Annotated in this window: 23 protein-coding genes, 1 rRNA gene, 1 pseudogene and 1 CRISPR repeat array; of the genes and pseudogenes, 18 read left to right on the forward strand and 7 right to left on the reverse strand. The window is 58.9% G+C overall.

The window, feature by feature from the left end; translation table 11 throughout:
• Nucleotides 1-104: 104 nt before the first annotated feature.
• Nucleotides 105-221 (forward strand): 5S ribosomal RNA (gene rrf, locus CGERO_RS00650).
• Between the two features lie 57 nt (nucleotides 222-278).
• On the opposite strand, the gene CGERO_RS00655 is transcribed toward rrf, so the two are convergent.
• Nucleotides 279-1277, reverse strand: coding sequence for a pseudouridine synthase (locus tag CGERO_RS00655; RefSeq protein ID WP_123932817.1), 999 nt, complete (start codon nucleotides 1275-1277; stop codon nucleotides 279-281).
• A gap of 72 nt (nucleotides 1278-1349) precedes the next feature.
• Between CGERO_RS00655 and CGERO_RS00660 the strand changes: the two genes are divergently transcribed.
• The 5 genes from CGERO_RS00660 (at nucleotide 1350) to CGERO_RS10655 (ending at nucleotide 4410) form a co-directional block, all read left to right on the forward strand.
• Nucleotides 1350-2240 (forward strand): universal stress protein, encoded by an 891-nt coding sequence (locus CGERO_RS00660; RefSeq protein WP_123932819.1) that lies wholly within the window; start codon nucleotides 1350-1352, stop codon nucleotides 2238-2240.
• 235 nt (nucleotides 2241-2475) lie between these two features.
• Nucleotides 2476-2736, forward strand: a complete 261-nt coding sequence (locus tag CGERO_RS00665; protein WP_123932821.1) for a GlsB/YeaQ/YmgE family stress response membrane protein — start codon at nucleotides 2476-2478, stop codon at nucleotides 2734-2736.
• A gap of 124 nt (nucleotides 2737-2860) precedes the next feature.
• Entirely contained in the window at nucleotides 2861-3502 is a 642-nt protein-coding gene (locus CGERO_RS00670) for a TetR/AcrR family transcriptional regulator (RefSeq protein WP_123932823.1), read from the forward strand.
• Nucleotides 3502-4257 (forward strand): class E sortase, encoded by a 756-nt coding sequence (locus tag CGERO_RS00675; RefSeq protein WP_123932825.1) that lies wholly within the window; start codon nucleotides 3502-3504, stop codon nucleotides 4255-4257. Before CGERO_RS00670 ends, CGERO_RS00675 begins: the two co-directional genes overlap by 1 nt.
• On the forward strand, nucleotides 4258-4410 hold the full coding sequence (locus CGERO_RS10655; protein ID WP_164470201.1) for a hypothetical protein: 153 nt from the start codon (nucleotides 4258-4260) through the stop codon (nucleotides 4408-4410).
• On the opposite strand, the gene CGERO_RS00680 is transcribed toward CGERO_RS10655, so the two are convergent.
• Nucleotides 4407-4928, reverse strand: coding sequence for a DUF2020 domain-containing protein (locus CGERO_RS00680; RefSeq protein WP_123932827.1), 522 nt, complete (start codon nucleotides 4926-4928; stop codon nucleotides 4407-4409). The two genes, CGERO_RS10655 and CGERO_RS00680, sit on opposite strands and share 4 nt — an antisense overlap.
• Here CGERO_RS00680 and CGERO_RS00685 point away from each other — a divergent pair.
• Entirely contained in the window at nucleotides 4927-6117 is a 1191-nt protein-coding gene (locus CGERO_RS00685; protein WP_123932829.1) for a sensor histidine kinase, read from the forward strand. The genes CGERO_RS00680 and CGERO_RS00685 overlap by 2 nt on opposite strands.
• 62 nt (nucleotides 6118-6179) lie before the next feature.
• Complete coding sequence (locus CGERO_RS00690) at nucleotides 6180-6818, forward strand: response regulator (protein ID WP_123932831.1); 639 nt, start codon at nucleotides 6180-6182, stop codon at nucleotides 6816-6818.
• Nucleotides 6819-6857: 39 nt separating this feature from the next.
• On the opposite strand, the gene CGERO_RS00695 is transcribed toward CGERO_RS00690, so the two are convergent.
• The gene (locus CGERO_RS00695) at nucleotides 6858-7490 is read right to left on the reverse strand and encodes a DUF6474 family protein (protein WP_123932833.1); all 633 of its coding nucleotides are present in this window, start codon (nucleotides 7488-7490) and stop codon (nucleotides 6858-6860) included.
• 72 nt (nucleotides 7491-7562) lie between these two features.
• Between CGERO_RS00695 and CGERO_RS00700 the strand changes: the two genes are divergently transcribed.
• A complete protein-coding gene (locus CGERO_RS00700) occupies nucleotides 7563-9014 on the forward strand; it encodes a TM0106 family RecB-like putative nuclease (protein WP_123932835.1) in 1452 nt (483 codons plus the stop codon).
• A gap of 2 nt (nucleotides 9015-9016) precedes the next feature.
• Here CGERO_RS00700 and CGERO_RS00705 read toward each other — a convergent pair whose 3' ends face one another.
• Genes CGERO_RS00705 through CGERO_RS00715 form a run of 3 tightly spaced genes read right to left on the reverse strand, consistent with a single transcriptional unit; the run spans nucleotide 9017 to nucleotide 13468 of the window.
• Complete coding sequence (locus CGERO_RS00705; protein WP_123932837.1) at nucleotides 9017-11602, reverse strand: multicopper oxidase domain-containing protein; 2586 nt, start codon at nucleotides 11600-11602, stop codon at nucleotides 9017-9019.
• 33 nt (nucleotides 11603-11635) lie between these two features.
• Nucleotides 11636-12823, reverse strand: a complete 1188-nt coding sequence (locus CGERO_RS00710; protein WP_123932839.1) for an MFS transporter — start codon at nucleotides 12821-12823, stop codon at nucleotides 11636-11638.
• Between the two features lie 42 nt (nucleotides 12824-12865).
• Nucleotides 12866-13468, reverse strand: coding sequence for a superoxide dismutase (locus tag CGERO_RS00715; protein ID WP_123932841.1), 603 nt, complete (start codon nucleotides 13466-13468; stop codon nucleotides 12866-12868).
• A 137-nt stretch (nucleotides 13469-13605) separates the two neighbouring features.
• Between CGERO_RS00715 and msrA the strand changes: the two genes are divergently transcribed.
• The 8 genes and pseudogenes from msrA to CGERO_RS00755 form a co-directional block, all read left to right on the forward strand.
• A complete protein-coding gene (msrA, locus tag CGERO_RS00720) occupies nucleotides 13606-14265 on the forward strand; it encodes a peptide-methionine (S)-S-oxide reductase MsrA (RefSeq protein ID WP_123932843.1) in 660 nt (219 codons plus the stop codon).
• Between the two features lie 380 nt (nucleotides 14266-14645).
• Nucleotides 14646-15851, forward strand: coding sequence for a type I-G CRISPR-associated RAMP protein Csb1/Cas7g (cas7g, locus tag CGERO_RS00725; RefSeq protein WP_123932845.1), 1206 nt, complete (start codon nucleotides 14646-14648; stop codon nucleotides 15849-15851).
• Nucleotide 15852: 1 nt separating this feature from the next.
• Complete coding sequence (csb2, locus tag CGERO_RS00730) at nucleotides 15853-17397, forward strand: type I-G CRISPR-associated protein Csb2 (RefSeq protein WP_164470203.1); 1545 nt, start codon at nucleotides 15853-15855, stop codon at nucleotides 17395-17397.
• On the forward strand, nucleotides 17397-20141 hold the full coding sequence (gene cas3g, locus CGERO_RS00735; protein WP_123932849.1) for a type I-G CRISPR-associated helicase/endonuclease Cas3g: 2745 nt from the start codon (nucleotides 17397-17399) through the stop codon (nucleotides 20139-20141). The genes csb2 and cas3g overlap by 1 nt, the downstream gene beginning before the upstream one ends.
• The gene (locus tag CGERO_RS00740) at nucleotides 20141-21196 is read left to right on the forward strand and encodes an aldehyde dehydrogenase (protein ID WP_123932851.1); all 1056 of its coding nucleotides are present in this window, start codon (nucleotides 20141-20143) and stop codon (nucleotides 21194-21196) included. Before cas3g ends, CGERO_RS00740 begins: the two co-directional genes overlap by 1 nt.
• Nucleotides 21186-22802, forward strand: coding sequence for a CRISPR-associated endonuclease Cas1 (gene cas1 / locus CGERO_RS00745; protein ID WP_123932853.1), 1617 nt, complete (start codon nucleotides 21186-21188; stop codon nucleotides 22800-22802). The genes CGERO_RS00740 and cas1 overlap by 11 nt, the downstream gene beginning before the upstream one ends.
• Nucleotides 22799-23101 (forward strand): CRISPR-associated endonuclease Cas2, encoded by a 303-nt coding sequence (gene cas2, locus CGERO_RS00750; protein ID WP_123932855.1) that lies wholly within the window; start codon nucleotides 22799-22801, stop codon nucleotides 23099-23101. Before cas1 ends, cas2 begins: the two co-directional genes overlap by 4 nt.
• 181 nt (nucleotides 23102-23282) lie before the next feature.
• Nucleotides 23283-24475: a CRISPR direct-repeat array (repeat unit 36 nt; unit sequence ATCGCTGCAGCTTCGGCTGCAGTCCTACATTGAGGC).
• A gap of 31 nt (nucleotides 24476-24506) precedes the next feature.
• Nucleotides 24507-24674 (forward strand): annotated as a pseudogene (locus CGERO_RS00755) (peptide-methionine (S)-S-oxide reductase); the annotation flags it as partial.
• On the opposite strand, the gene CGERO_RS00760 reads toward CGERO_RS00755, so the two are convergent.
• Nucleotides 24639-25277, reverse strand: a complete 639-nt coding sequence (locus CGERO_RS00760; RefSeq protein WP_164470205.1) for a phosphatase PAP2 family protein — start codon at nucleotides 25275-25277, stop codon at nucleotides 24639-24641. The pseudogene CGERO_RS00755 and the gene CGERO_RS00760 overlap by 36 nt on opposite strands.
• A gap of 133 nt (nucleotides 25278-25410) precedes the next feature.
• Here CGERO_RS00760 and CGERO_RS00765 point away from each other — a divergent pair, with 133 nt between their 5' ends.
• Complete coding sequence (locus CGERO_RS00765) at nucleotides 25411-26364, forward strand: L-lactate dehydrogenase (RefSeq protein WP_123932859.1); 954 nt, start codon at nucleotides 25411-25413, stop codon at nucleotides 26362-26364.

Raw genomic sequence — 26364 nt, forward strand, 5'->3', positions numbered from 1 at the left:
AAAAAACAACACACCCCGCGAACAACACACAATCACCCGCGTCCACTATGCAGTCACTGACACAACACCGCCTGTGCATGCACACCCAACACACACAAGAACGTGTCGGTGGTTATAGCATCGGGGCAACGCCCGGACCCATTCCGAACCCGGAAGCTAAGCCCGACAGCGCTGATGGTACTGCACCCGGGAGGGTGTGGGAGAGTAAGACACCGCCGACCAACAACTTCAAACACAAACGCCCCCGAGAACCCCTCGGGGGCGTTTTCTATATCTTGCTATACCTCCATCCGCACCACGGATCGTCGAGAAGCAAAGTCACGCCATTCGCCGGTTACAGGATCTTCAAAGCAAAGTCGTGAGGCTAGCAAGTGCATGGGCTGATCAAATTTTTCCTGCCCAAGCGGAAGCACGTTGGGGTAGGCGGGATCGCCAAGAATTGGGTGGCCAGCCGCGAGCATATGCAACCGTAACTGATGGGTCTTCCCCGTGTGTGGCTTGAGCGCGTACACCGCCTGCGGAGGTAGAGGCCCGTGCATGGTTTCCAACTGTGTCTGTTCCTGGGCATTCACGCCGCGTATATCGTGGACGAGAGTTTCCGAATTCGGCGGCCCTTGGCCGATACTGCCTTGAACTTCTCCAGCTTTCTTGAGCAAATGGTATCTCCAAATGTCGCCTGGCTGACTATCGCTCTGGCTGCCAATTGCCTCATAGGTTTTCTGCACCGATCGTGCGGAGAAGAGTTGTTGATACGCCCCACGCACCGCTCGTTTCTTCGTGAGCAGTAGCACCCCTGCAGTGTTTCGGTCGAGGCGATGGGCAGGCGTCAGTTCGTCGTTGGCGCTGGCCTTGCGCATCTGCACGGTGACTGTTTGTGTGATGTGCATACCTCGGGGCATCGTTGCCAAGAATGGAGGTTTATCCACAACCATGATGAGGTCGTCTTCGTAAATGATCTCGCAGCGGTAGGGCGCTTCTCGTTCGGGGGCGGGCATTCGATAAAACCACAAGTCCTCGCCGGCAACTAGACGCTCATCCGGAAGCGCCCAACGAAACTTGGGTCCAATAACGACCAAGCGATCAGCAAATCGCCTTCGCGCTGCGTGCTCGTCATCTGCGGGGTGGCGATGACGCTGGGTGCTCACAAGGTGCCACAGAAAATCGAAGGCGCTCACTCCGTCCAGTTCCTGAGGAACACGCACCCTCGTGGCGGTGAGCCCATCTCGAACTCCGAGTGGTGGTTGCCCCCGCGGCACTGTGATTCGCCTTTGATCCATGGCTACAAATTCTAGTAATCGCTACCATGGAAGTGTGCCTCGGAGAGTCCGTGGCGAGAAAGGGTTGCAATCATGCAAGACTTGGTTGTTGTCGCAGTTGATGGTTCAGATGCTTCACAAAACGCGGTACGTTGGGCCGCCAATACCGCAGCCAAGCGTGGTGTCCCCCTGAAGCTCGCCGCCAGCTACACCATGCCTCAGTTCCTTTACGCGGAGGGAATGGTGCCGCCTCAAGAGCTTTTCGACGAGCTCCAGGCCGAAACCATGAGCTACATCGAGGAGGCTCAACGCCTCGCGTTGGAAGTGGCCCCGGATCTGAAGGTCGGTTACGTGATTGCCGAGGGCTCCCCAATCGATATGCTCCTCGAGCTCTCCAATGACGTGACCATGATCGTGATGGGTTCTCGTGGCCTCGGCGGTCTCTCTGGCATGGTGATGGGTTCTGTATCTGCAGCAGTTGTCTCCCACGCGCACTGCCCGGTAGTGGTGGTTCGCGAGGATAATGACGTCACTCCCGCCAACAAGTACGGACCCGTGGTGGTCGGCGTGGATGGTTCCGAGGTTTCCCAGCGCGCTACCGAGTTCGCCTTTGAGGAGGCCAAGGCACGCGGCGCCAAGCTTGTGGCGATTCACACCTGGATGGACATGCAGGTGCAGGCCTCCCTAGCGGGCCTTGCCGCCGCACAGCAGGAGTGGGACACCATCGAAGATGAGCAGCAACAACTGCTCGAGCAGCGCCTCGCGCCGATGCTGGATAAGTACCCGGACGTTGCTGTGGACATGGTGATCACCCGCGACCGTCCGGTGCGCGCCCTGGTAGAAAACGGCCGCGATGCACAGTTGCTCGTTGTCGGCTCCCACGGACGTGGCGGATTCCGTGGCATGTTGCTGGGTTCCACCTCGCGTGCGCTGCTGCAATCCGCGCCCTGCCCGATGGTGGTTGTGCGACCAAGAGAGCAATAGCCGCGTCGAAAACAACGCGCCAAACAACAATTGCCAGAATTGTTATGTTTGGCGCGTTTTCGCATATCCGGGTACGTTCGGAAGGTAACAAAACGGCATAAATGCCCGTTTTGGCCCGAACTTTTGGCGTTTCTGTATTGCTTTTTGCGCGAAAAGGGTTAAAGTTAGCTCCGCACAGATAAACGCCGACTAATCTCTCGGCGTCTTCTCAATAAATATCTAGAAGGAGAACAACATGCTCGGTCTCGGAATTATCGGTTGGATCGTTATCGGCGGCCTCGCTGGCTGGATTGCATCCAAGATTAAGGGCACTGATGCTCAGCAGGGCATCGGCCTGAACATCGTCATGGGTGTTGTTGGCGGTCTGCTTGGTGGCTTCCTGCTCAAGATCTTCGGCGTTGATGTCGAGAGTGGCGGACTGATCTTCAGCTTCCTCACCTGCCTGCTCGGCGCTGTGATTGCTATCAGCATCGTGCAGATGGTGACCAAGAAGTAATCGCGCTGAAGCGATAACAATGCCTTAAGGGGCGGTGGTGAAGTATCCCACCGCCTCTTTTGCGTGGCTAGACCGTGGACTAGACCAACCTGTTCAGTTATAGTGTGGGGGTACACCATCTTCGATGAAAGGAAATGCTTCAGTGGCAGGCGAAAAACGCACGACGGGCCGGTCAAGGAAAAACAGGCCGAGTCCCCGGCAGCGTCTTCTCGCTAGCGCCACGAGCCTTTTCAGTACTGAGGGTATTCGCGTGATCGGCATTGATCGCATTTTGCGTGAGGCCGATGTGGCGAAGGCGAGCCTGTATAGCTTGTTCGGTTCAAAAGATGCCCTCGTCATTGCGTACCTTGAGTCGCTCGATGAGCAGTGGCGCACCCGCTATGCGGAACGCACGGCGGAGATGAGCTCGCCGGAGCAGAAGATCCTCGCCTTTTTTGATCAGTGCATCGATGAAGCCCCAGAGGCTGACTTCAGGGGTTCGCACTTCCAAAACGCCGCGAATGAGTATCCGCGGCCGGAGACGGACTCGGAGCGCGGGATCGTGGAAGCGGTGCAGCAGCACCGGCGCTGGGTGCAGGATACGCTCACGAGCCTGCTGACTGAGAAGAACGGCTACCCGGGCGATGTTCAGGCGCAGCAGTTGATGATCTTCCTCGACGGCGGTTTGGCCGGTTCGCGTTTGAGTCAATCAACCGAGAGCCTTCACACGGCTCGTGACCTTGCCCAGCAACTACTTTCTGTACCTCCGGCGGATTATTCAATCTAGTGTCTAAAGTAACTTCTTTCTTTGGTGAGCTCCTGCTCACGGTAGGCGTGCTCCTCTTGCTTTTTGCGTTCTATGAGGCGTACTGGACAAACATCGCCGCTGGCCGTGCTCAGGACGAGGTCAGCGCTGAAATGCAACAACGTTGGAAAAATCCTCGCTCGGCGCACAGCCTTGAGCTAGGAGATGCTTTCGCCAACATGTATATCCCAGCGTTCGGATCCGACTTCGCTTTCGCCATCGTGCAGGGCGCCGATGATGAGTCGCTGTTGGCGGGGCCCGGGCACTATGTGGACACACAGATGCCGGGAGAGGCCGGCAACTTTGCCGTGGCAGGCCACCGCGTTGGTAAGGGAGCCCCCTTCAACGATCTTGGCAACCTCAACGCTTGTGACGCCATCGTCATCGAAACCCACGACACCTGGGATGTCTATCGCGTTCTGCCAATGGGCACAGATCCAACCACTCGAAGCGATGAGGCTCGCGACTGCCTGAGCGAACAGCAGATTGGGCGTGTTGCCGGCGGCGATTACGCGGGCGTGCAGGGCAGGACGATTACCACGCCTGGTGATGTCAGCGTCATCAATCCTCTGCCAAATACTGACAGCATTGAACTACGGCCGGACCTGGAGCCTGTCATTACGCTCACCACTTGCCACCCGCAGTTCTCGAATGCTGAACGCATGATTATTCACGGCATGCTGACCGAATCATTGCCTAAGGACGGCCCCAAGCCGGCTGTTATGGAGGGAGCCTAAATGTATTCGACGCTTTGGAGGGCGCTACCGGGCCCCAAGCCAGTCAAAGCCCTGCTTGCGCTGCTCATCGCGGTAGCGGTGTTTTTCCTGCTGATGGAAGTCGTCTTCCCCTGGGTTTCAGCGCAGATGCCTTATAACGACGTAGCCGTCTAGAGCCCCAGCGAGGCGATGGTTTGCTCGGCAATCAATTGCGCCTTCAGTGATTGTGCCTGGTCGCTCCACACCACAACGGCGGTCGGGCCCTTCTGCACCGCGAAAACGGCGCCGCTTTCCCCGCCGCTGCGCCCACCTTCCCATCCGCCTTCGAGGCTCGCGGGGTCAGTGCTATCAATTGGGGCGGCCCAGTCCACTACTTCGCGCGCCTGCTGCTCATCGGGCATGTGGCGCACCAGCACCGTTGCTTGGGGGTTTTCTCCATAGCCCCAAAAACCGCAGGCTGGGGGATCAAAGCGGGCGTCGGCGCCGGTCGACGTGACCTTTTGGCCATTGGTTTCAGCGATGAATTCGTTGTCCAAATAGGGGCATGGGGCGTCGACAAGCTCGGGCAACGTTGCGGGGGCGATGGCGGCAAGGGGGCTTTTCGACGCCTCCGCCTGCGTCACTTCCGGCGCCTCAGGGGTCTGGCTGCAGGCGGCAAGGGAGAGGGCGCAAGCGATTAAAGTACGTTTCATGTACCCGAGCCTAGAGACAGATCGCCGACTTTTGCGAGCCGTCAACGTATTGACCTCCGTGCTCCTGTTCGTGGCGCTGGTCGGTGTGGTGGATCTGCACCGGCACGACGCCATCCTCGCGGTGGTGCTGGCCACCATCTTTTCGCTCGTGTACAGCTTCGGGATTCTCAAACCGATTCGCCGCGGTTGGGTCGAGATGGCTTGGCTGGCAGTGCTCACCATCGTGTGGGCCGCCATGCTCGCGGTGCTGCCCGTGGCCGTCTACATGGTGTTCCCGCTCTTCTTCCTCTACCTGCGAGCACTGCCGGACATTCGTGGCGTCTTTGCGGTGTTTGGCATCACCGTGGTGGCGATCTTCAGCCAATATCCCAACCTCACCATCGGTGCGGTCATGGGCCCCACCGTCTCGGCTGCCGTGGTCATCGGCATCAATATCGCACTCCAGGCCATCTGGCGTGGCGCAAAAGAACGCGAGGCGCTTATCGAAGAGCTCCTCGAAACGCGTCACCAACTCGCCGACAGTGAACGCGCCGCCGGCATTGCCGCTGAACGCCAACGCATCGCCCACGAAATTCACGACACCCTCGCCCAAGGGCTTTCCAGCATCCAAATGCTGCTGCGCGTGGCAGAACAAGACATCAACAACCTCGACGTTGGTGACGAAGCCAAAGCCCGACCGCTCGGGCGCATCGAACTTGCGCGCCACACCGCCGCCGACAATCTCAGCGAAGCGCGCGCGATCATCGCCGCCCTCCAACCAGCCGCCCTATCCAAAACCTCCCTCGACGGAGCACTCCACCGCGTGGCCGCCCAGGTGGAGGGGGTGGACATTGAGATTGATATTGAGGGCGATGAGCGCCAGCTACCCATGAGCACCGAGGCCTCTCTTCTACGTATATATCAAGGAGCTGTGGGCAATGTGCAAAAGCATGCGCAGGCTACCCGCTGCCGCGTCACCCTCACCTACGGACAAGACGAGGTCCGTTTGGATGTGGTTGATAACGGGGTTGGTTTTGACCCTTCGGCTGTGGCGGCGCGCCCTGCGGGGTTGGGGCACATTGGTATCGACGCGATGCGTTCGCGCGCGCGGGAGCAGGGCGGTGCGTTGATCGTGGATGCTGAGCCTGGGCGGGGTTGCGCTCTTTCAGTAGTGTTGCCGATCAGCGAGAAGCCTGGGGGCACGGGGTAAACTTGGGCGAAGTTGTGGCGCTTGAGGAAGTGCGCTGATGAATTGCACTGAAAGGATGGCACATGATCCGCGTGTTGCTTGCAGATGATCATGAGATCGTCAGGCTTGGTTTGAGGGCCGTGTTGGAAAGCGAAAGTGACATTGAGGTGATCGGTGAGGTCGCCACGGCGGATGCTGCGGTTGCCGCAGCGCAGGCTGGGGGCATTGATGTGATTCTGATGGATCTTCGCTTCGGCCCTGGCATGACCGGCACGCGCATGACCAATGGTGCTGACGCCACCGCAGAAATCAAGCGCACGATGGAAAAGCCACCGCATGTGCTGGTGGTGACCAACTATGACACGGACGCCGATATCCTCGGCGCCATTGAGGCCGGTGCTTTGGGCTACTTGCTCAAAGACGCGCCACCGGAGGAACTCATCGCCGCTGTGCGCTCTGCTGCTGAGGGCGATTCAACGCTTTCGCCCACGGTGGCCAACAGGTTGATGACCCGCGTGCGTACCCCACGCACTTCGTTGACCCCCCGCGAGCTTGAGGTGCTTAAATTGGTTGCCGGTGGCTCCTCGAACCGCGATATCGGGCATACGTTGCTCTTGTCTGAGGCCACGGTCAAGAGCCACTTGGTGCACATTTATGACAAGTTGGGTGTGCGTTCGCGTACCTCTGCGGTGGCGATGGCGCGCGAACAAGGCGTGCTCTAAGCGCTTGGACTCAGGGCACGCCTTGGGTAGAGGTGTTGCTCAGCCGCGCAGCTTCAACTCGATGTTGCGGGCAAGCTCGTCGAGGTCTTGGGCGATGCTGCGGTGAGAACGGGTCCGCATCTCGGTGGTCATGTTCTCTGCATTGTTGACGGCAGCTTCGAGGTCGTCGAGGCGTTCCTCTGCGTCTTGCTCGAATCCACGCGGTAGATCGGCTTCGTCGAGGGTTTCGCGCATCCCGGCGATGCGGGCGCGTAGCGGTGCGCCGTGGCCGGTGTAGTGGTCCAGGTGCTCAACTTTCACCCCGAGCTGTTGTGCGCGCTGCTTATCAAGCTGTTCACGCAGCCACACCACGCCCTTGTACACCAGGGGCAGTGCGAAGGGGGCTAGGGTTCGGGCGGCACCGGTGTAGCGGATCACGTTGTCCTTGTTAAACTTGCCGGCCTTCATCTGTTCAAGCTTGGTTTTTGCCAGCTCGCGTTCATGCTTACGCTTGGCCTTGAGACCCTTTTGTTCTGCCTTGACCAGCTTCTGCTCGTGCTTAGCCAACAGCTTGTTTTGGTGGTGCTTGAGCTTGGAAGCTTGCTTTACTTCATGCTTGGCGCGCGTCTTTGCTGCCTTCGCCTCAACCTTGGCCTTGCGGCGGGCCTTGCGGATTTTTTTCAAAAGTCCCATGTGTGGTGTCACAACCCTTTCCGTCGAATCAATTCAACACTACCTGTTTTGGTGCAATAGTCTGGACTCATTGTGTATCAAGAGGAAAAGCCATGGGCGCCGCACGATCTTGTGGGTTGCCGCTACCGCCGAGTGCAGCAGGCGCGTCATCCACTGACCCCTCCTTCAGAAGCTTCGCAGGCGCGTGCCCAGAGGCTTGTCGACGCCCGCGCGGAAGTCTTCGCCCTGCTGCCAACGGCTCCTGCAAAGGGGGATCGCCGCCGTCTGGTGCGCGTGGACGCACGGGGCGACTGGTTCGCCACCGTGGAGGCGCTCGCCAGCGGCGCCAACCTCATCACCGACGCGGTACTGGATGGCCATGACTCCGGCAAGTACTGGGAAGTGCACGTGGATGTGCTGGTGCGCCGGGATGACGGCACCTATCTGCCGGTGATTGTGAATAATCACCGCGTGGCTCGTCCCGATGCGCGCAAGAAGGCGCAGGTCCTGCACACGCAGCGTCTGGGCCTTGGAGTGCCCCTGCAAGTGGGCGCGAAGCTGCGCCGACACGCCGCCGACACCTACGCCGCCGCCATGGCCTCCCGAGCCCTGGAGCGCCTCGGTTTTTCTTGCCCCCAAGCAGCGCTCATCGGCCAGAATAGGGAACTCGCTTACCTCGTGGACGCCACCGCGATTCAGCACAGCCTGGACAGCGCCCTCAACGCCCCCACCCCCACCAAAGCGCATCGCGTTAAGGAGTGCGCAAGCTGCCGTTTCTGGCCTTTTTGTGAGGAAGAACTGCAGACCAGAGACGATATTTCACTCATGCTCCCGGGTGGCCGCAGCCAAATATATCTAGAAGAGGGGATTAGCAGCGTCCAGCAGCTTATCGACGCCAACCTCGGCCGCCCCAGCCGCCTGGCTCAGGCATGGCGCGAGGGTGTGCCGGTGCTGTCGAAGGTGGAGCGTACTCACCATCCGCGCCGCGACGTTGAAATCGATGTGGATGTGGAGGCGTACCTGGATCAGGGCGCGTACCTGTGGGGCACGTTCGACGGCGAGCAGTATCGGCCCTTCGTTACGTGGGAGGGTCTTGATGATGAAGCGGAGGCCGCCAATTTTGCGCAGTTTTGGACGTGGCTCATGGGGCGTCGAGAAGCTGCCGAAGGCTCCTTCGGGGTGTTTTGCTATTCGGCGCACGGGGAGAATCACTGGCTGCAGTTCTCGGCGCGGCGTTTCCACGGCAAGTATCCGGGCGTGCCAAGCCCCGAGGAAGTGGCGGCGTTCATCGCCTCGGATGAGTGGATCGATGTGTTTCAGCAGGTCAGTGCCCAGCTTGAGGGGCCGTTCGGTTTGGGGTTGAAGGTGGTGGCGCCGGTGGCGGGCTATCACTGGAAAGACGATATCGATGGCGAGGAGAGCGTGAATCTTTACCGCGCCGGGGCGCGCGAGGTGCTTTTGGATTACAACGCCGACGATTGCAAAGCCACCGCCGCAGTGCGGCGATGGCTTGATGCTGGCGCGCCGGGTGTGCCCCGGATGTAGCGCTATTCCACGATGATCTGGCCTTTGGCGCCGCGTTCGGCGTCGATGAATTGGTGATTGACCATGGTGTAGGTTCCCGCTTCTGGGAATGTCGCTTCTACAAAGCCGCCTTGGGCCGCGAGCAGGTCGAGGGCTTGTGAGGCTCCGCCGCCTTCTGCGTCGCGAAGCAAGTAGGCGCCTTCCTTATACGTGGTGTGGAATTGCGAGCCCACGATGTGGAAGCTCAGCGAGTCATTTGGACCCGCGTTGACGAGCCAGATGCGCACCGTTTCGCCCTTCTTGATCTTCCACGGCTCAGCTAGATACTGGTTTTCCAGGCCGTTGAACACTACGGCGTCGGGGGTGTTGGCGGCGAGTTTGTCGGTGTCGACGGGGTCCTCGGCGCTGGTGTCCAGACCGTAAACCTCGGATTGCACCAGGAAGTATTCGTGATCTACGGGTGCCAGGTCCGGCGGATCCACGATGAGCGCGCCGTACATGCCTGCGGAAAGGTGCAGACTCATGGGCATGGTGCCGCAGTGGTAGAGCCAGGCACCGGCGTGTTCGGCGGTGAAGTTGTATTGCAGGGATTCGCCAGGTTCTATGGAGCGCATTACCTCGTCGGGGGACACCATGCCTGCATGGAAGTCCACGGAGTGGCTCATCGTGCCGTTATTCACCAGCGTGATTTCAAAGCGGTCGCCCACTTTTCCGCGCAGCGTTGGACCCATCACCTGTCCATTGAAGGTCCAGCGCCCACGATTGTGCCCCTCGGATACGGGCATGGCGATTTCCGAAACGTCCAGGGTGACCTTGTGCACCTTCTGGCCGTCGGCGGGCTTGAGTTCGGGGTTCACGATGAGGTCTTTGTTCAGATCCTTGGGGTCTGTCACTTTGCTTGTCGACGTCCCCTCGTGTTGCATTCCGCCCGTCTGCTTCGCCGCCACTGCTTCTCCCGAGGGCCGCACTTCGAGCTCCATGCCCATCTGGCGATGCCCCGCCACGGTGCACCAGCCCAGCATGGGCTCGCTGATGGTGCCTACTTCTAGCGTTTTGGATTCGCCCGGTTGGAGACGCCCGGATTCCACGCCGTTGGCGAATTTGAGATCATGCGCTTGATCGCCGGTATTGGTGAAATTCACCCGCAGGTTGTTGCCCTTGGGCACCTCCAGCACCTTTGGAACGAAGCTCATGCCTTCGACCTCGACGTTGATCTCGGTGACCTCGCCGGTGGCGTCCACGGCGGCGGGCGCTGCGACGGTGCTGGTTTGTCCACCGCTGCCCAGACCTCCGAAGCTCGCGAGCACGAGCGCCAAGACGGCGAGGGCGGCGGTGGCCTGACCCCAGGCGGGGCGAGCCTTCGCCTCTACGGGCTCGCGTTGCTTGCGGATAACACCGAGCTGCGCTTTCACCGCCAGTGGGGTGAGCACGGCGAAAATTGCCAGGGAACCGAGCGCCAGAATGGACGTGACCACGCGCAGCCAGGAGTTATCGGTGTAGAGCCAAATGCCGAGGCCAACGTTGAGCAAGGTGGAGCGGAAGATGCCCGCTGTGTCATACATGGCCAAGCCAGTGCGCGTGGCTGCTGGGCCTCCACCGATATTGGAGGGCAGTAAGTAGCTCATGACGCCGATGAGCAATTGGGCGGCAAAGCCGATGAGCAGCGCCATGGTGGGGAGGGTGACCTCATTGATATTAGAGGCGGTCACGCAGCGCACGGCGAGCACGATGAGCGCGCCGAGCAGCCACAGCGGAGCGATAGCTACTGAGAGGCTTGCGAAGATCACGCGATCGCGTGGGGCTTTGGCAACCTCGCGGATCATCTTCGCCCAATCGAAGGCGGCGATGAGCACACCGCAGAGGAAGACCATGACGCCGATGCCGGCGAAAGGCCCGGCCCCGAGCAACCCACCAATAACCGCATCGGCCACGCCCACAACCATGAGCGCCAGCACGATCTTGGGGCGCTCCCCGGAGGATTTGGTGCGCCAGATGGTGGGGAAGAGGAGCATGAGGGTACCGATCGCCGCGAAACCGACGAAGCCCAACATGTTCACCATGAGGTGTGCGAACTTCAGCTCATCTTTCCACCCGATGTCTGCGGCCATGAGCGCACCAAAGAGGGCGCCGAAGGGCAGGCAGGAGGCGGAAGCGATATAGGCTAACACGCAGGGAGCGAAGCGTTGGGTCTTGTCCGCCCGTAGATATTGTTTGCCCAAGAACCAGGCGTGATACGCCAGGGATAGGCCAACCACGGTGGCGCCGATGGCCGTGAGCACCCAGTGCCAGGGCACGTCTTTTGCCACTTGCCCAATCAGCGTCACCACGATGCCCGCGTTCAAGATCCTAAAGCGAAGGAGCTGGCGGGGGCGGGTGTCGTCTTCAAGCTGTTGGTGCAAGAACTTCTCGGTGAAGTGCTGCGACCACAACATGATCGAATTGGACAGGGCGCCCAGGGTGAACATGTGAATGAGTAACCAGCGATAGTTGGGGATCGCCCAGTGCACGAGGCTGACCAGCACCAATGCGATCAACCATAGGGAGACCGGTTTGGACGCCTTGCGGTGCCAAGCTGCGCGGGAAAATCGTCCAAAAGGTTGATCGCTCATAAGGTTTAAGATTAAACCCCGGATTTTTCCGGATCAACTAGCTTTTCGACGCAGCACCCACGACGCCCCCACCAAAGCCAATGGCCAAAGCGCGAGCGTGAACGCGAAACCTAGCCACGGGAGCGTCGAAAAGCTATAGCCCGAAAGCCACCCCAGTACCGAAGAGCCCACATAATAACTGAGCAGGTACATGCTCGCGCCCTCCGCTCGGTGATGGGTGGCCAATCGCCCAACCCAGCTTGAAGCCGTTGAATGCACAAAGAAGAACGCTGCGGTAAACAGCAGCATGCCCAGCAACGTCAACGGCAGATTGGTCGGCACCGTAAAGATCAGGCCCGCGACCATCGCCGACGCCCCCAGCGTGAGCGCCCGTCCCCGACCGAGGCGCCCAGCCCACTTGCCCGCACGCGCCGAACTCCACGAACCCGCCAAGTACAGCAAAAACACCGAGCCGGCGAGGGCTTCGGAAAGCCCGAACGTGTGCATCATTCGAAAGCCCACGTAGTTGTACAAGGAGACGAACACACCCAAGCTGACGAAACCAAAGAAGAACAACACCGCAAGCTCAGGCGTGCGCCAATGATCCGCCATCGCACGAAGCTCATCCCCCAAGTGCAGAGCGCGCGACTGGAAACGACGCTGCTTTGGCAACAACCACACCATGATCACCGCCATCAGAAAAGCCGTGATTGAAGCGCCAAACAGCGCCCAACGCCAGGACGTGACCTCCAGCAGCAACGCAGGAATCATGCGGCCAAGCAGACCCCCAAACGCATTGCCAGCAATATAGATCCCCATCGCATGAGGTTGATCGCGGCCCGAAATCTCTTCACTCAGCCACGTCATCGCCACCGCAGGAACACCAGCAATGCAGGCGCCCTGCAACGCGCGCAAAATGATCAAAGTAGTACTACTTTGCGCCAGCGGCAGCAACAAACCCACCGTAGTTGCCGCCAATGCCGCCACCACCAACACCCTGCCGCGACCAAAACGCTCCGAAAGAATCGACGCCGGAACAATGCACAGCGCCAACGCGCCCGTGGGCGCCGAGATCGTCAACGCCGCCGTGGTTGGGCTCACGGCCAATTCCTGAGCCAGCACCGGCAACATTGCCTGCGTGCAGTACAACGCCCCGAACGTAGCCAACCCAGCCGCAAGCAGCGCAAGGACGGCGCGGCGGTATGTTGGGGTGCCTCTGCGGAGGCCTTCGGATGTAGACATAAAAAATCCCCTTCTAGAAATATATCTAGAAGGGGGAGAGGCTTACTTGGAAGCGGCCTCGAAACGAGCCTGAACGTCATCCCAGTTGAAGACGTTCCACACGGCCTCAACGTAATCAGCCTTCACGTTCTTGTACTGCAGGTAGAAGGCGTGCTCCCACATGTCGAGCATGAGCAGTGGGGTGAGGTTGGCGGAGATGTTGCCCTGCTGGTCGGTGAGCTGCTCGATGACGAGACGGCCGCCGATGTGATCATAACCGAGGACTGCCCAGCCGGAGCCCTGCAGGCCCAGAGCTGCAGCGGAGAAGTGCTTCTTGAAGGCCTCGAAGGAGCCGAACTCTTCCTTAATGGCATCTGCCAGCGCGCCGGTAGGCTCGCCGCCACCGTTGGGGGAGAGGTTCTTCCAGAAGATGGAGTGGTTGGTGTGGCCGCCGAGGTTGAAGGCGAGGTCCTTGGTCAGGGCGGTGACGGCGTCGCCGATGTAGCCCTGCTCGCGCGCGTCTGCGAGGCGCTCGAGAGCCTTGTTTGCACCATTGACGTAATTCTGGTGGTGCTTGGAGTGGTGGAGCTCCATGATCTCTGCGGAGATGTGGGGCTCAAGAGCGTCGTATGCGTAGTCGAGCTCAGGAAGTTCGTACTTAGCCATGTTCAAAAGTCCTTTCGTTGGATTCTTTAGCCACCGTACCAAAACGGCGTGTCCTCCACCATAGGAGATTGCTGGGAATATTCAAGGCGATAATCCGTTATTGTTATCGACTCTATGAATCTTTAGGAGGCTCAATCATGGGATGGCTGTTTGCAAGGGAACCCGAATTGGTAGACGCTGATCGCGCGCTAAAAGGTGGACGGCACCCCGTGTTGGAGCATCCACGCCCGCACGCGGTACTGGGGACTTCGCTCACCGGACCTTGGGATGACGAACTTCGCGAACTCTACGTGGGCCTTGGGTGTTTTTGGGGCGCTGAGAAGCTGTTTTGGCAGACAGAGGGCGTGAAAGTGACCTCGGTTGGCTATGCCGGAGGTATCACGGAAAACCCCACCTACCGGGAGGTGTGTTCGGGGCGCACGAATCACACGGAAATCGTGCATATCGTCTATGACCCAAAGCAGGTGAGCTTTGAACAGCTCGTGGCCGTCGCCCTTGAAGCGCACGACCCGACGCAGGGCTATCGCCAGGGCAATGATGTGGGGACACAGTACCGATCGGCGATCTATACCCAAACCTCAGAGGAAGCTGAAGTAGCGCAGCGGATGGTGGACGCCTATGGTGCAAAGCTTGCGGTTCACGGCTTTTCGACGATCACCACCGAGGTCAAACCCCTCGCCGACACCCCGGCTGGCAGGTACTTCCTCGCCGAAGACGAGCACCAGCAGTATCTGCACAAGAATCCGGGTGGCTACTGCCCGCATCACTCAACGGGAGTGGCGTGCGGCGTGGAGTAGAGCGCAACTCTGAGGATAAAAACACGCAATCATTAAGTAAGAGGGTGCAGCGCGGAGATGGTGATGGCGGAGTGGTTACTCACACGACGACTCAGCCTGAATGAAGGTCCGCGCTGCACTGCTGCACCAGCGTAGCGGAGGGCTGCGCCCTTTCCGAATGGGGTAGGGGAAGCGACATTGACGCAAAATTAATGATACTGAGTGGTTGTGTGAGTTTGAGAGAGATTGCGAGTGTTTGAGGTTAGGTGTAGGGTCGGTGTTAACAGCCTTCCTGTTCGGTCTATCGCCCGTTATCGCCCTTCATTTCAGCATCAGGGGGCAGATCACCCCCGTTCTGTTGCTAAACATTTGTTCGCATTACTCCTTTAGAAAGGATCGCCATGATCTCCTACGACGATTTGTTGAAAGCCTGTCGGCGCGGCGGTGCAAGCACCCTCACCTCGGTCACCGAGCTCCAGCCTGCGGCTGGACCCCACGCTTCGGTGGCGCCAGCCAAGTTTGTGAGCGGCAACACTTCCACCTTTGCTTTCGAAGAACGCTTCGTTGATGGCAAAGCTGTCGGGGTAGTTGTCATTGACAGCAAACAAAGCCAGATCAACCGCGCGGAGTCCGCCCTCGCCCAGTCGATCAGGGATGGTGAAGCGGTAGTGAGTCGTGTGCCACGATTGGTCGTTAGCTACGAGGCGAAGAAAGAGCTGATGGATCTTGAACTGCCACACCGTGCATTCGATGGCCATATCCGGGCTGCCAACCTCGATGGCACGCCGGTCACACAGACTGAGGAATTTAAAGCGTTGCGCAATTCCACTCCCGGCAATGCGCGGCCACTCCTGGAGGCTTCGCCTTTCAGTCTCGTCGGCGGTGTGTGGGACTCCACCCGCAGAGAGGATCAGGTTCGTTTCCGCAGCGTGATGGTCGGTGAGATCATTGGTGTACTCGGTAACCAAGAAACTCCGGCCAGAGATCTCGCTTCGCGGCGCGGAGGTGCCCGAGTTGATCCGGTGGCGCTCAGTGTGCAGCTGACGGGCCCCGAGTTGCAGGAAATCCTCGATGCGCAACGCGACGAGCTCAGCCCTGGAAGCATTGAAACGGTTGAAAAGAAGATCAAGAAGCTTAAGAAGGGGGAAAGGGCTTCAGCTTCTAACCTAGGCCTCGGTGCCATTCCGCCACAGTTGGATGCACTCGGTGGGGTGTCCTGCTCCAGGATTCTTCGATCCTGGGTCCTGAGCTTTGCTGCTCTGCGCCAGATCCGATTTGGTGCCGGTACCGAAGGTGATGCCGCCTGCCGCGCCTTGCTTGCCGCGCTCGCGATTGCGGCAATTGCCCGTTCGGAAGAGGAACTCAACCTCCGCGCCAATTGTGATCTTCGAGAATCGGGCGAACCGGTGGTTACCCTGGATGAACGATTCGGCAAGGAACGCACTTTGAATCCGTTCAGCGTCGAAGCCGCAGATGAATTGTTGGAGCAAGCGATTCTGAATGCGCGCGAAAAGGCGGGAGTGGAATGGAATGGCCAGGAGCTCCGTTTTGTGGGCAATCCCGCCATCATCCACGGTGCCGTCGATGCAGAGGAAGCGGAGTCATAGGATGCCGACGCTCGATATCTCCGCGACCTTCCCGTTGGGGGTGTACTTGGGGCATCGGGCCGATGGTTCACCCGATCCTTTCCCCGATATTGCACGACTGCACTCGGCGTTGCTGCATGCTGCGGCCACGGGTACCACAGCAAAGGAACAAGATGGACGAGTGCAGCCGAGCGAAGACGGCCTGGCTGCGTTGCGTTGGCTGGAGGAACATCCTCCCAGCAGGCTGCATGTTCCAACGCACCGGAGACAATCAAATGATGAAAACCGAATTACCTATCGCAATGAAGGTTGGTTTGAGAAATCTAAGTTCAAAGTGTCCGCCCGCAGGATGTCCGAAGGAACAACCTTTGATGGTCCAATAGCTTACAGCTGGGACGATGTGCCCGAGGCGGTCGTTGAAACCGTGTTTGAGTTGTGTAGTGACGTTGCGGTGCTTGGTGAAGGTGGCAGCCTAGTCAAGCTCGAGCACCGCTCGCTACCACCAACGCTGGTGCTAGATACTGAGGCCTCCATGTTTACCCCAGGTGGCGAGTATATTCGCGGTGTGGCACCTGGACGTACCGACGCGCTCATCCAGGCTTTCGAAGCAGCAAACCCGGGGAAGGGGAAGGCGCAAAAGACCGCGAAAAAAGAAGATTCACGTACAGCCGAGGCGACAACCACTGGTTTGCGTGATCTGCGATATCGCCGACCGGATGCGCCAGCGTCTAGTACCCCGTGGGATCAAGTGCTCCTGCTCGAGCTCGATGGTGATGTAATCCCCGAACAGCATCGTCAGGCGTGGTGTGTTGCGATGCACCGAGCCATCATTGCTGCCATCCAATCCGGTGTACCGCCGATGGTGACGGGGCAATATCCGAAGACCATGCCTGATCGTCCCTCGAATCACCTCAGCATTCAGTATTTAACCAAGGAACAGGTGGAACGTCATGGGCTGCAGAATCATGCCATTGCTTTGTTGCTTCCAAATGACGCCACAGCAGAGGATTTGATACGGCTCGCTCAAGGCCTTGAAAGTATTCGAACCCTACGCTGCAAATACGGCAGGCGACGTCTCGAATTCAACGGCGTCGCGGTCAGGGCAGAAGAGTTTTGGGAAGCGCCGAAGCCGGGATCATACCGGCTATGGTTGCCAACCCCGCTTGCAGTGACCGAAGTCCGAAGCCCCAAGCGATCAAGGACTGGTGGGCGACCGTGGGGTTTGGCGGATGCGGGCCTGGTTTCGATCGCCTTGGCGTGGAGCGCATTTCTGCCGAAGGTGAAAGGCAACTCGGATGAACGGCATATCGCCCGCCACGAGAAAGCTCGTAACTATGGGGTGCGCGTGGCTCGAACTACGCTTCGCGCAGCGAACACACAGCATTTCATTTACAAGACCCGTAAAGGCAGTGTGCCCCAGATGTGGACAGGCCTTATCGATTTGGGCGAACTGGCACCGACGACTGTCATGGCCGCCATCGGACAGAGCCGACACCTCGGCGGGGGGCTGCTGGTGCCTGTAGACGTCCCCGAAGCCCTTGTGACAACGCTGATGGGAGGCAACTAATGACTAGCGTTTCTGCACCGGTACTTTCACCAGATGACTTCCACAAGTTTTTTGAGGCGGTAAACCCAGGATATGTGCCTTTTGCTTGGCAGCAGAGACTCGTTGACTTTATCGTTGCCCACGGGCACTGGCCCGAACAGGTCATCGCTCCTACCGGCACCGGCAAGTCTGCAGTGGTCGATGTCCACGTTTTCGTCAACGCGCTGGCGGCGATCGGAGCTGCGCCCCGCGTGCCACGTCGTCTGTTCACGGTGGTTAATCGCCGAGCGCTCGTAGACAACCAACATGACCGTGCGCTCAAGATCGCCGAGCTGCTCCGAGCTGCCATTAGCGGACAAGGCCCAGACATTCTCGTAAAAGTAGCCGGTGCTTTGGCTTCATTTCGTACGGCACAAGCGAACGACGAAGCGCCGGTGCCGATTGATGTCGGGCTGCTTCGCGGTGGTGCGCTCCGGGATAACCCCACGCTGCTGGATCCCGCTGCATGTGCGGTGGTGAGTGCCACGCCGGACATGTGGGGCTCGCGCCTCCTGTTCCGTGGCTACGGCGCTTCCTGGCGTGCTCGCCCCCGCGAGGCGGCGATGGCCGCCTATGACTCGGTCATGGTTCTTGATGAATCGCATCTCAATACTCAATTGCTCGTCACCGCTCGCCGAATCGCTGAGCTTGCAAAGCGCGAGGCCGATCTCGGGGTGCCCAAGCTTCAGGTTGTGGAAACCACAGCAACACCGAGCACCACCAGTGAGTACCAGGTGTCGATCGAAGAAGAGGACGTTGCAGATGACCAAGTTCTGGCAGCCCGACTCAATGCTTCCAAGCCCTTGACACTCAAGCCTTCAGCCCATTGGCAGGCACAGGCAACAGGAAAGCGATCAAAGAAGCAGTACATTGAGGAACTCTGCGACACAGTGTTGGGTCTGCTGGAGCAGACGAAAACGCTCGAATCAGCTAAACCTCGGACGGTCGGCTGTATCGTGAATCGAGTCAATACAGCGGTGGATCTTGCATCTACGCTCCAAAAGGCCAACGCGGAACTCAGCATCAAAGTGCTGGTGGGGCGAATGCGTCCAGCAGATCTTGTTCAGTTGCGTAGGGAGTACCCAGCGCTATTTACGGTTGAGGGCGATGAGCGCATCGATCTGCTGATTGCCACTCAGACGCTGGAAGTCGGAATAGATGTCGACTTTGCCGCGATGGCCACGGAACTTGCCTCTGCTAGTGCTCTGGCTCAGCGCTTTGGCAGGGTCAACCGCCTCGGTCAGCGCACTTCGGCTCCAATCACCGTGATGGTACCCGAAGAAAATCCCAGCAAGGATGCATTGCCATACACTCTGACCGACGTTGTCAACGGATTGGGCTGGCTTGAGTCGCTCGAAGCTGCCGGAGGGGCGCTGAGTCCGTCCGCACTGATGGCTCATCCGGCCCCGATAGCATCCCGGCGCAGGGCGCTCTATCAACGACCCGAGTGGGCCAACGTCCACCAGTGGTCGCGAACTGGCGATGCGCTCTTTGCGGATGATGACCTTTCCCTATGGCTTCGCGATGACCTCGCACCGGAGCAGGCTCATGCAGGCATCGTTGTGCGCGAGGGGTTACCTGTTGACGATCTTGAAGCACAGTCAGTGTTGCAGGCAGTTCCGCCACGAGCCATAGAGGAATTTCCTGCGAAGGTACAAACGGTTCGTTTGTTACTTGAAGCATTGATGCAAGGAAAAGCTGGCGACAACGCTGTTGCACGAGCCTTCATCTTCCGCGACGGCACCTACTTGCTGGTCCGCCCAGGCCATGCCACTTCCCGAATCCGCCCGGGAGATGTACTCATCGTGGACTACGGAGCGGAATTCACCAAGGCTCAGGTGGCCGTCGATCCTGTGGATGCCGACTCGGCGCCTCGAGCCGTCACCGAAGGCATGCCGGTCCTCTACGCCAACGCTGATCATCGGCATAACGCAGCTAGCCGTTCAAGCCTGCCGGATGCCCCGCGCTTACGCCGAGACTTCCTCGGGCTCGACGCCGAAGCTGCGACGGAGTCGTGGCGCGCCAGCGCGCCAGATCGTGCAACCGACACAGTAGTGCTGCCTGCAGCTAGTTCGGATGATGTACAGGCAGTGCCATGGTTTCTCGTACTGCGCGAAGATCATCTTCCGGACGACGCGCCCATCCGCCAGCAATGGACTCCCTCGGCCAAACCGGTAACGCTGACAAACCATAGCCATGATGTTGCTGAACGTGCGCAGCGACTCTCCGCAGCGGTCGGACTAGGCGCTGAGTTCGAGGCCGCTGTGGTCAGTGCCGCCCTTCACCATGATGATGGCAAGGCTGATTTGCGCTTCCAGCGCATGCTCAACAATGGAGAGGCGTTGGAGAAACCTCTGGCGAAGAGCACGGGAATGCGTCTGAAGGTTGCCACCAGCACATCACCACGCGGTGGCCTTCCCGTGGGGTGGAGGCATGAGCAGTATTCAGTGATCCGCGCGGCGCAACAGATCGAGGACGAGTTGGTGCTCCGTCTCATCGGCACCAGCCACGGACACGGTCGACGAGGATTCCCCCACGTTGGTGCAGAACTCCTACCCCCCGGTACTCCTGAAATTGAAGCTCGACTAGCGGAAGACCTCTTCACCGTTGGGGCTTGGGATGAGTTGGTCGAACGCACCGAGACCGAGTACGGCCACTACGCGGTGGCATTCCTGGAAGCGCTCGTTCGGGCTGCTGACAACCAAGTTTCGAAAGAAGGACACTGATGACCACTGTGATGTTGGGGGGTTCAATTCACTCCGCTCTGACACACTTCGCACTTGTCGGTCTTGCCGAAATCGCTGAAAGCACCTTCGGCGCTGGTGTGACGCTCGGTTGGACTGACGCCGCCGTGCCGCGCGCTTGGGTTGATGTGCCCGGAGCTTCTGAGGATGAGGTTGCTCAGGCAGTGCTGGATGCTGCACGGACTGAGCCACCGCGGGATTGGCCGTCAGTGCGGCTGACATATGCCAGTGGGGCGACCGTCTCACCATTCTCTCCGCGTATTAAAGCCATCGACACGGACAAGCATCCTGGCGACTGGGAAAAGCACCAGGCCGCACGGCACATTGCGTTTGATGCACTGCTTGAAGCAGGAGACTGGACCGAGCTCCGATGGCTCAATGCGCTCGGCGAGGCTTCGTATTGGCACGTTGCGAACAATGCACGTCAGCCCGACCGAGGGGCTTCCCGGTGGGAGATGAAAACCCGTAACCGGGGCGAAGAATTCATTAGTGAACGCTACCGTCCGCTGTGTCAAGAAGTTCAGCAGTGGTCGATAAAGCAAGTACTGAATGGCTTAATGGGAATGCAGGTGCAGGACGTGATTGGCAAGCAGAAGGCCGATTCGCGTTCCTCCACAGGGCTGACCCGACCAGGTCCAGCCGACAACGCCTTGGTGTTCTGTGCTCTTCGTGGCATTGCGGCATTTCCGCTTGCGAACCGAGTTGAGGAAATTAATGCGACCCCGGGAGCCTGGCCAGCGACAGTACTGCATCCGAAGAGCATGTTACTCCCGGTGCTTACCGCACCAGTTACGCCTGCGCGTCTGCGCAGCGTGCTCGTTTCTTCGCAGCTCGCAGATCTACACACGGCGATGATGGCAGCAGACTCTAACCAGAAGAATGGAGAGCCATTAGCTCTCGAAGCAGACGCGGCTCGAGCCTGGCTTGCTGCTCGAATGTGTCGTGCGGTGGTCCGCTTCCCCATCTTGAAGGCTGGAAGTGATTCGGCTCCGGAGCGTCAGGTCCTCGAAGGCGAAGTGCATCTCAATGTCCGTTAAAGGAGGGGAGGTTCGGGATTCGATCCCCATTAGCCTGGTCTCGCACACAGTGTTTTGTGAGCGCCGGGCTTGGTTAGAGGCAGTAGGTGAGCGCAGTCATAGTGCGCAAATGCAGGCAGGTTCTCGAGCGCACCGTAGGGTAGACGACCCCAGAGCTTCGCGCCCAGAAGCTCACCGCTCGATGACACTTTCTTCCGAGCGCTACGGCCTTCTAGGGCGTGCAGACCTGGTTGAGGGTGACGTTGATGGCACACATGTGGTTGAGTACAAGGCCACTCCGGTTCGCAACCGCGCTGAGGTGTCTGAGGCGACCATTGTGCAGTTGGCGTTGCAGGGCATCTGCCTTGAGGAAGCCGGTAAAGAAGTTGTTGGATATAGTGTGTACTTCACCGACCAACATCGCTGCGTCGATGTCGAGATCGGAGAAGAGGAACGGACACGGGCACTTAAGTTCTTGGAACGAACACGCAAGATTTGCTCGGATGCGCAAGCTCCTCCACCGCTGGAAGACGATGCGCGGTGTCGTCGTTGCTCCCACATTGGAGTTTGTCTCCCCGATGAGCGGAGCTTATCGACGATCCATCGTCGCGTCGTGGTGGCCAATCCTGATGGGCAAGTTTTACACCTGACCACTCCCGGCTCACGCGCGAGCATTCGCCGTGGCCGAGTCGTGGTGAAAGCTGCTGACGAGGAACTCGGTAATGTCCCGATCGAACGGGTGCAAGGCGTGACTGTTCACGGGAATGTGGATATTTCGAGTGCACTGTTGCGCGAGTTGTTCTGGCGCGACATTACGGTCGTGTGGTGTTCCGGCGCGGGGAGGGTTTATGGCTGGTCGCGCCCCGCCGATGGTCCAAACGGGGCAGCTCGTGTGCAACAACATGTGGCTTCCGCCGACGGTCGAATCGATATCGCGCGCGAGTTCATTGCCGGCAAAATTGCCGGGCAAGCCACTTTTCTTCGGCGTAATGGAGGCGAAGCTGCGTCCGATTTGAGTAGCCGACTTCGGTCGCTACAAAGAGAAGCTGAACGCTGCACCTCAACAGGAGCGCTCTTTGGGGTGGAGGGAGAAGCCGCAGCACTCTACTTCCAAGGATTTCCTCTTATGCTCCGCGGAAACGGAGCCGAATACTTTTTGGCAAAGTGGCAAGGAAGGCATGGTCGCGGAGCTCTGGATCCTTTGAACTCCGCACTTAACTTTGCGTATGCGCTCTTGACTGCTGAGGCGATCAAAGCATTGGTGAGCTGTGGTCTGGATCCGCATGCGGGTTTCCTTCACAGTAGTGGCCGGAACAAACCGGCTCTGGCGCTTGACCTTATGGAAGAATTTCGGGCTTCGATCAGTGACTCGGTTGTTGTTTCGTGCGTCAACCGAGGGATGCTCACGGAGAAACACTTCTCGACGGTCAGCGGCACTCCACGCTTGAAACCGGAAGGGCGTAAAGTGCTGGTTACGGCATTTGAACGGCGAATGAGTACGCAAATCACGCACCCGACCTTTGGTTATATAGCCACATGGAGACGAGTTCTCGAAATTCAAGCCCGCCTGGTGTTGGGATGTATTGACGGTACGCAGCGCAACTACCGAGCGGTGAGAACGCGATGAGCCGTGATGATGCCCGGAGAACGCTCGTCGCCTACGACATCCCGGATGATCGCAGGCGCACCCGACTATCCACCAAGCTGGCAAAATACGGAGATCGGTTGCAGTACTCGGTATTTGTGGTTGATGCGTCGCCCGCTAAGTTGCTCCGGATGAAGTCGGAGATCGAAGAAGTCCTGGATCTTCAGAAAGACTCGGTGTTGTTCTGTGACTTGGGGCGTCTTGCCGAACTGAGCGAAGCTCGTTTTAGCTTTTTAGGTCAGGGGCGGGAGGTTACATCCGACGAGGTGTTTGTCTTCTAATGCCCACCCGCGAGGCACCCAGATCTTCGGTATCTCCGAATGTCGCTCGCGGTGAAAATGCCTGGTGAGTATAGTATCTCGTGCACTAATCGGAGATCGGGACAGGGGATGGTTGCCTTTTGCGTTCTCGCTCGCAATTGCATTGAAATAGGCCATTCAACCAGCTGTTATGATGGTAGCCATCGCTGCAGCTTCGGCTGCAGTCCTACATTGAGGCCCCAGAACCGTGCGCTGCTGCTGCCCCCTCCTGAATCGCTGCAGCTTCGGCTGCAGTCCTACATTGAGGCCTATATCGGTAATGGTAATGTTATTCACGCGCCGCAGATCGCTGCAGCTTCGGCTGCAGTCCTACATTGAGGCAGGTCGGGGTGCTTGGCCTTGAATTTCTTCGCGTCGAATCGCTGCAGCTTCGGCTGCAGTCCTACATTGAGGCGGATTACCAAAATGTGGAGCCGGATTTTTACGCGCATCGCTGCAGCTTCGGCTGCAGTCCTACATTGAGGCATCCGCAAAAATGGCGCGTCAAGCAACACGCCCCAGATATCGCTGCAGCTTCGGCTGCAGTCCTACATTGAGGCTTCAGCGACTCCGGCACCGCATTATTGGCATACATATCGCTGCAGCTTCGGCTGCAGTCCTACATTGAGGCCAGTGGTTGTGGGGCGGGTTGCTCGCCGTGGCAGAATCGCTGCAGCTTCGGCTGCAGTCCTACATTGAGGCACGTGATTGCGTGACACCTGTGCAGCATCAGCAAGACATCGCTGCAGCTTCGGCTGCAGTCCTACATTGAGGCACGCACCGATAAAACAGGCCGTGGCCTATCCATTGAATCACTGCAGCTTCGGCTGCAGTCCTACATTGAGGCCCAAGGATGTGGCCGTCGCCCTCGGGTATAAGAACATCGCTGCAGCTTCGGCTGCAGTCCTACATTGAGGCTCATCATCACTGGTTGCCCGTTCATCACGACGTAATCGCTGCAGCTTCGGCTGCAGTCCTACATTGAGGCGCCGTCTGCGAGCACACGCAGTTTTCGCAGGGTGATATCGCTGCAGCTTCGGCTGCAGTCCTACATTGAGGCCTGCATTCAAGGATGAAGAGCTGGCATGACATGGCTGAATCGCTGCAGCTTCGGCTGCAGTCCTACATTGAGGCCTCCGCGCCCTGATGCACCAACTACCCCACATTGCCGGGATCGCTGCAGCTTCGGTTGCAGTCCTACATTGAGGCTAGTCAATCATCGTCGGATCTTGATGGCCTGTCATCGATCGCTGCAGCTTCGGCTGCAGTCCTACATTGAGGCATGCGTATTTGGGATGGGCGCACCGGAATCGGCACCGGATCGCTGCAGCTTCGGCTGCAGTCCCACATGGCGGTTCGTCAAGTGATGCGTGGATAGGATGAATGCGCCCACGGCTTTTCGACGATCACTACCGAGGTCAAACGCCTCGCCGACACCCCGGCTGGCAGGTACTTCCTCGCCGAAGACGAGCACCAGCAGTATCTGCACAAGAATCCGGGTGGCTACTGCCCGCATCACTCAACGGGCGTGGCGTGCGGCGCGGATGGTGTGTAGCGGCTTGGCAAATATGACGCTGAGCACGAGCAACCAAGCAATGCCCAGCAGCCAGCCGGCGAGCACATCGCTGAACCAGTGGTGGCCGAGCCAAATGCGTGAGGCGCCCATCAGCACAATGTAGATGCCGGCTGCGATATAGGCGCGGCGGCTGGCGTAGAGCATGGCGATGATGCCGAAGACCACCACGGCATTCAGTGTGTGACCGGAGGGGAAGCTCGGGGCGTATTCGAAGGGGGCTACGGCAAAGACATGCTCGGGGCGGGGACGTCCTAGCCACTCTTTCACCAGTGTGGTGGTGAGCACCGAGCAGGTGGCGGCCACGATGGTGATGGCGATTGGCCACCACTGCTGCAATTTCCAGGAGAGCCACAGCACCAGCACCGTGGCGATCGGCGCGGTGAAGGCGGTGGTGCCGATGTTGGTGAACCAGGTGACTGTTTGTGCTGCGGTGGTGTTGCGATCGTTGGCTGAGATGTCGAGCAGGGTTTCGTCGAAAAGCGAAAGAACGCCCTGGCGAGTGGCGCTCAGATACACCAAGGCGGTGAGCGCGACGAGTAGTGCGGCGATGAGGAGGCGGAGGCTGGGATTTTTGATGTTCATCGGGAATGCAGTGTAGTTACAGTGTGAAAATCCCCTCAAAGCGGACATAAAGCAACATGAAACGGGCATACTTAAGGGGAAAACAAAAATCGCCGCTCGATGCGACGCTTCCTCACACTGCTTAGGAGAGAGCATGAACAAGATTGTCGGTAATAAGGTCGTTCTGATTGGTGCTGGTGACGTCGGAGTTGCATACGCCTATGCGCTGGTCAATCAAGGCACCGTTGATCACCTGGCCATCATCGACATCGACGAAAAGAAGCTCGAAGGCAACGTTCACGACCTCAACCACGGCGTGGTGTGGGCTCAATCGCGCACCAAGGTAACCAAGGGCACCTACGCCGACTGCGAAGACGCCGCCATGGTGGTCATCTGCGCCGGTGCCGCCCAGAAGCCAGGTGAGACTCGCCTGCAGCTCGTGGGTAAGAACATGAAGATCATGAAGTCCATCGTGGACGAAGTCATGGCGAACAACTTCGACGGCATCTTCCTGGTGGCCTCCAACCCCGTGGACATCCTCACCTACGCCGTGTGGCAGTACTCGGGCCTGGACTGGCACCGCGTCATCGGCTCCGGCACCGTGCTGGACTCCGCGCGTTTCCGCTACATGCTCGGCGAGCGCTACGACGTCGCCCCCTCCTCGATCCACGCTTACATCATCGGCGAGCACGGCGATACTGAACTGCCGGTGTTGAGCTCCGCCACCGTCGCCGGTGTGTCCATGCGCAAGCAGTTGGAAAAGAACCCCGGACTCGAATCCGAGCTGGAAAAGATCTTCGAGGAAACCCGCGACGCCGCCTACAAGATCATCGACGCCAAAGGCTCCACCTCCTACGGCATCGGCATGGGCCTTGCCCGCATCACCCGCGCCGTGATCCACAACCAGGAAGTGGCACTGCCAGTCTCTGCACTGCTGGAAGGCCAGTACGGTGAAGAGAACATCTACATCGGTACACCTGCCGTGATTAACCGCGGCGGCATCAACCGCGTGATCGAGCTGGAACTCACCGAGCACGAGCTCGAGCGCTTCCGCCACTCCGCCAAGGTGCTGCGCGACATTCAGGAAGAGTTCTTCCCCGCCAACTAA

The sequence above is a fragment of the Corynebacterium gerontici genome (assembly GCF_003813985.1).
Classification (GTDB): domain Bacteria; phylum Actinomycetota; class Actinomycetes; order Mycobacteriales; family Mycobacteriaceae; genus Corynebacterium; species Corynebacterium gerontici.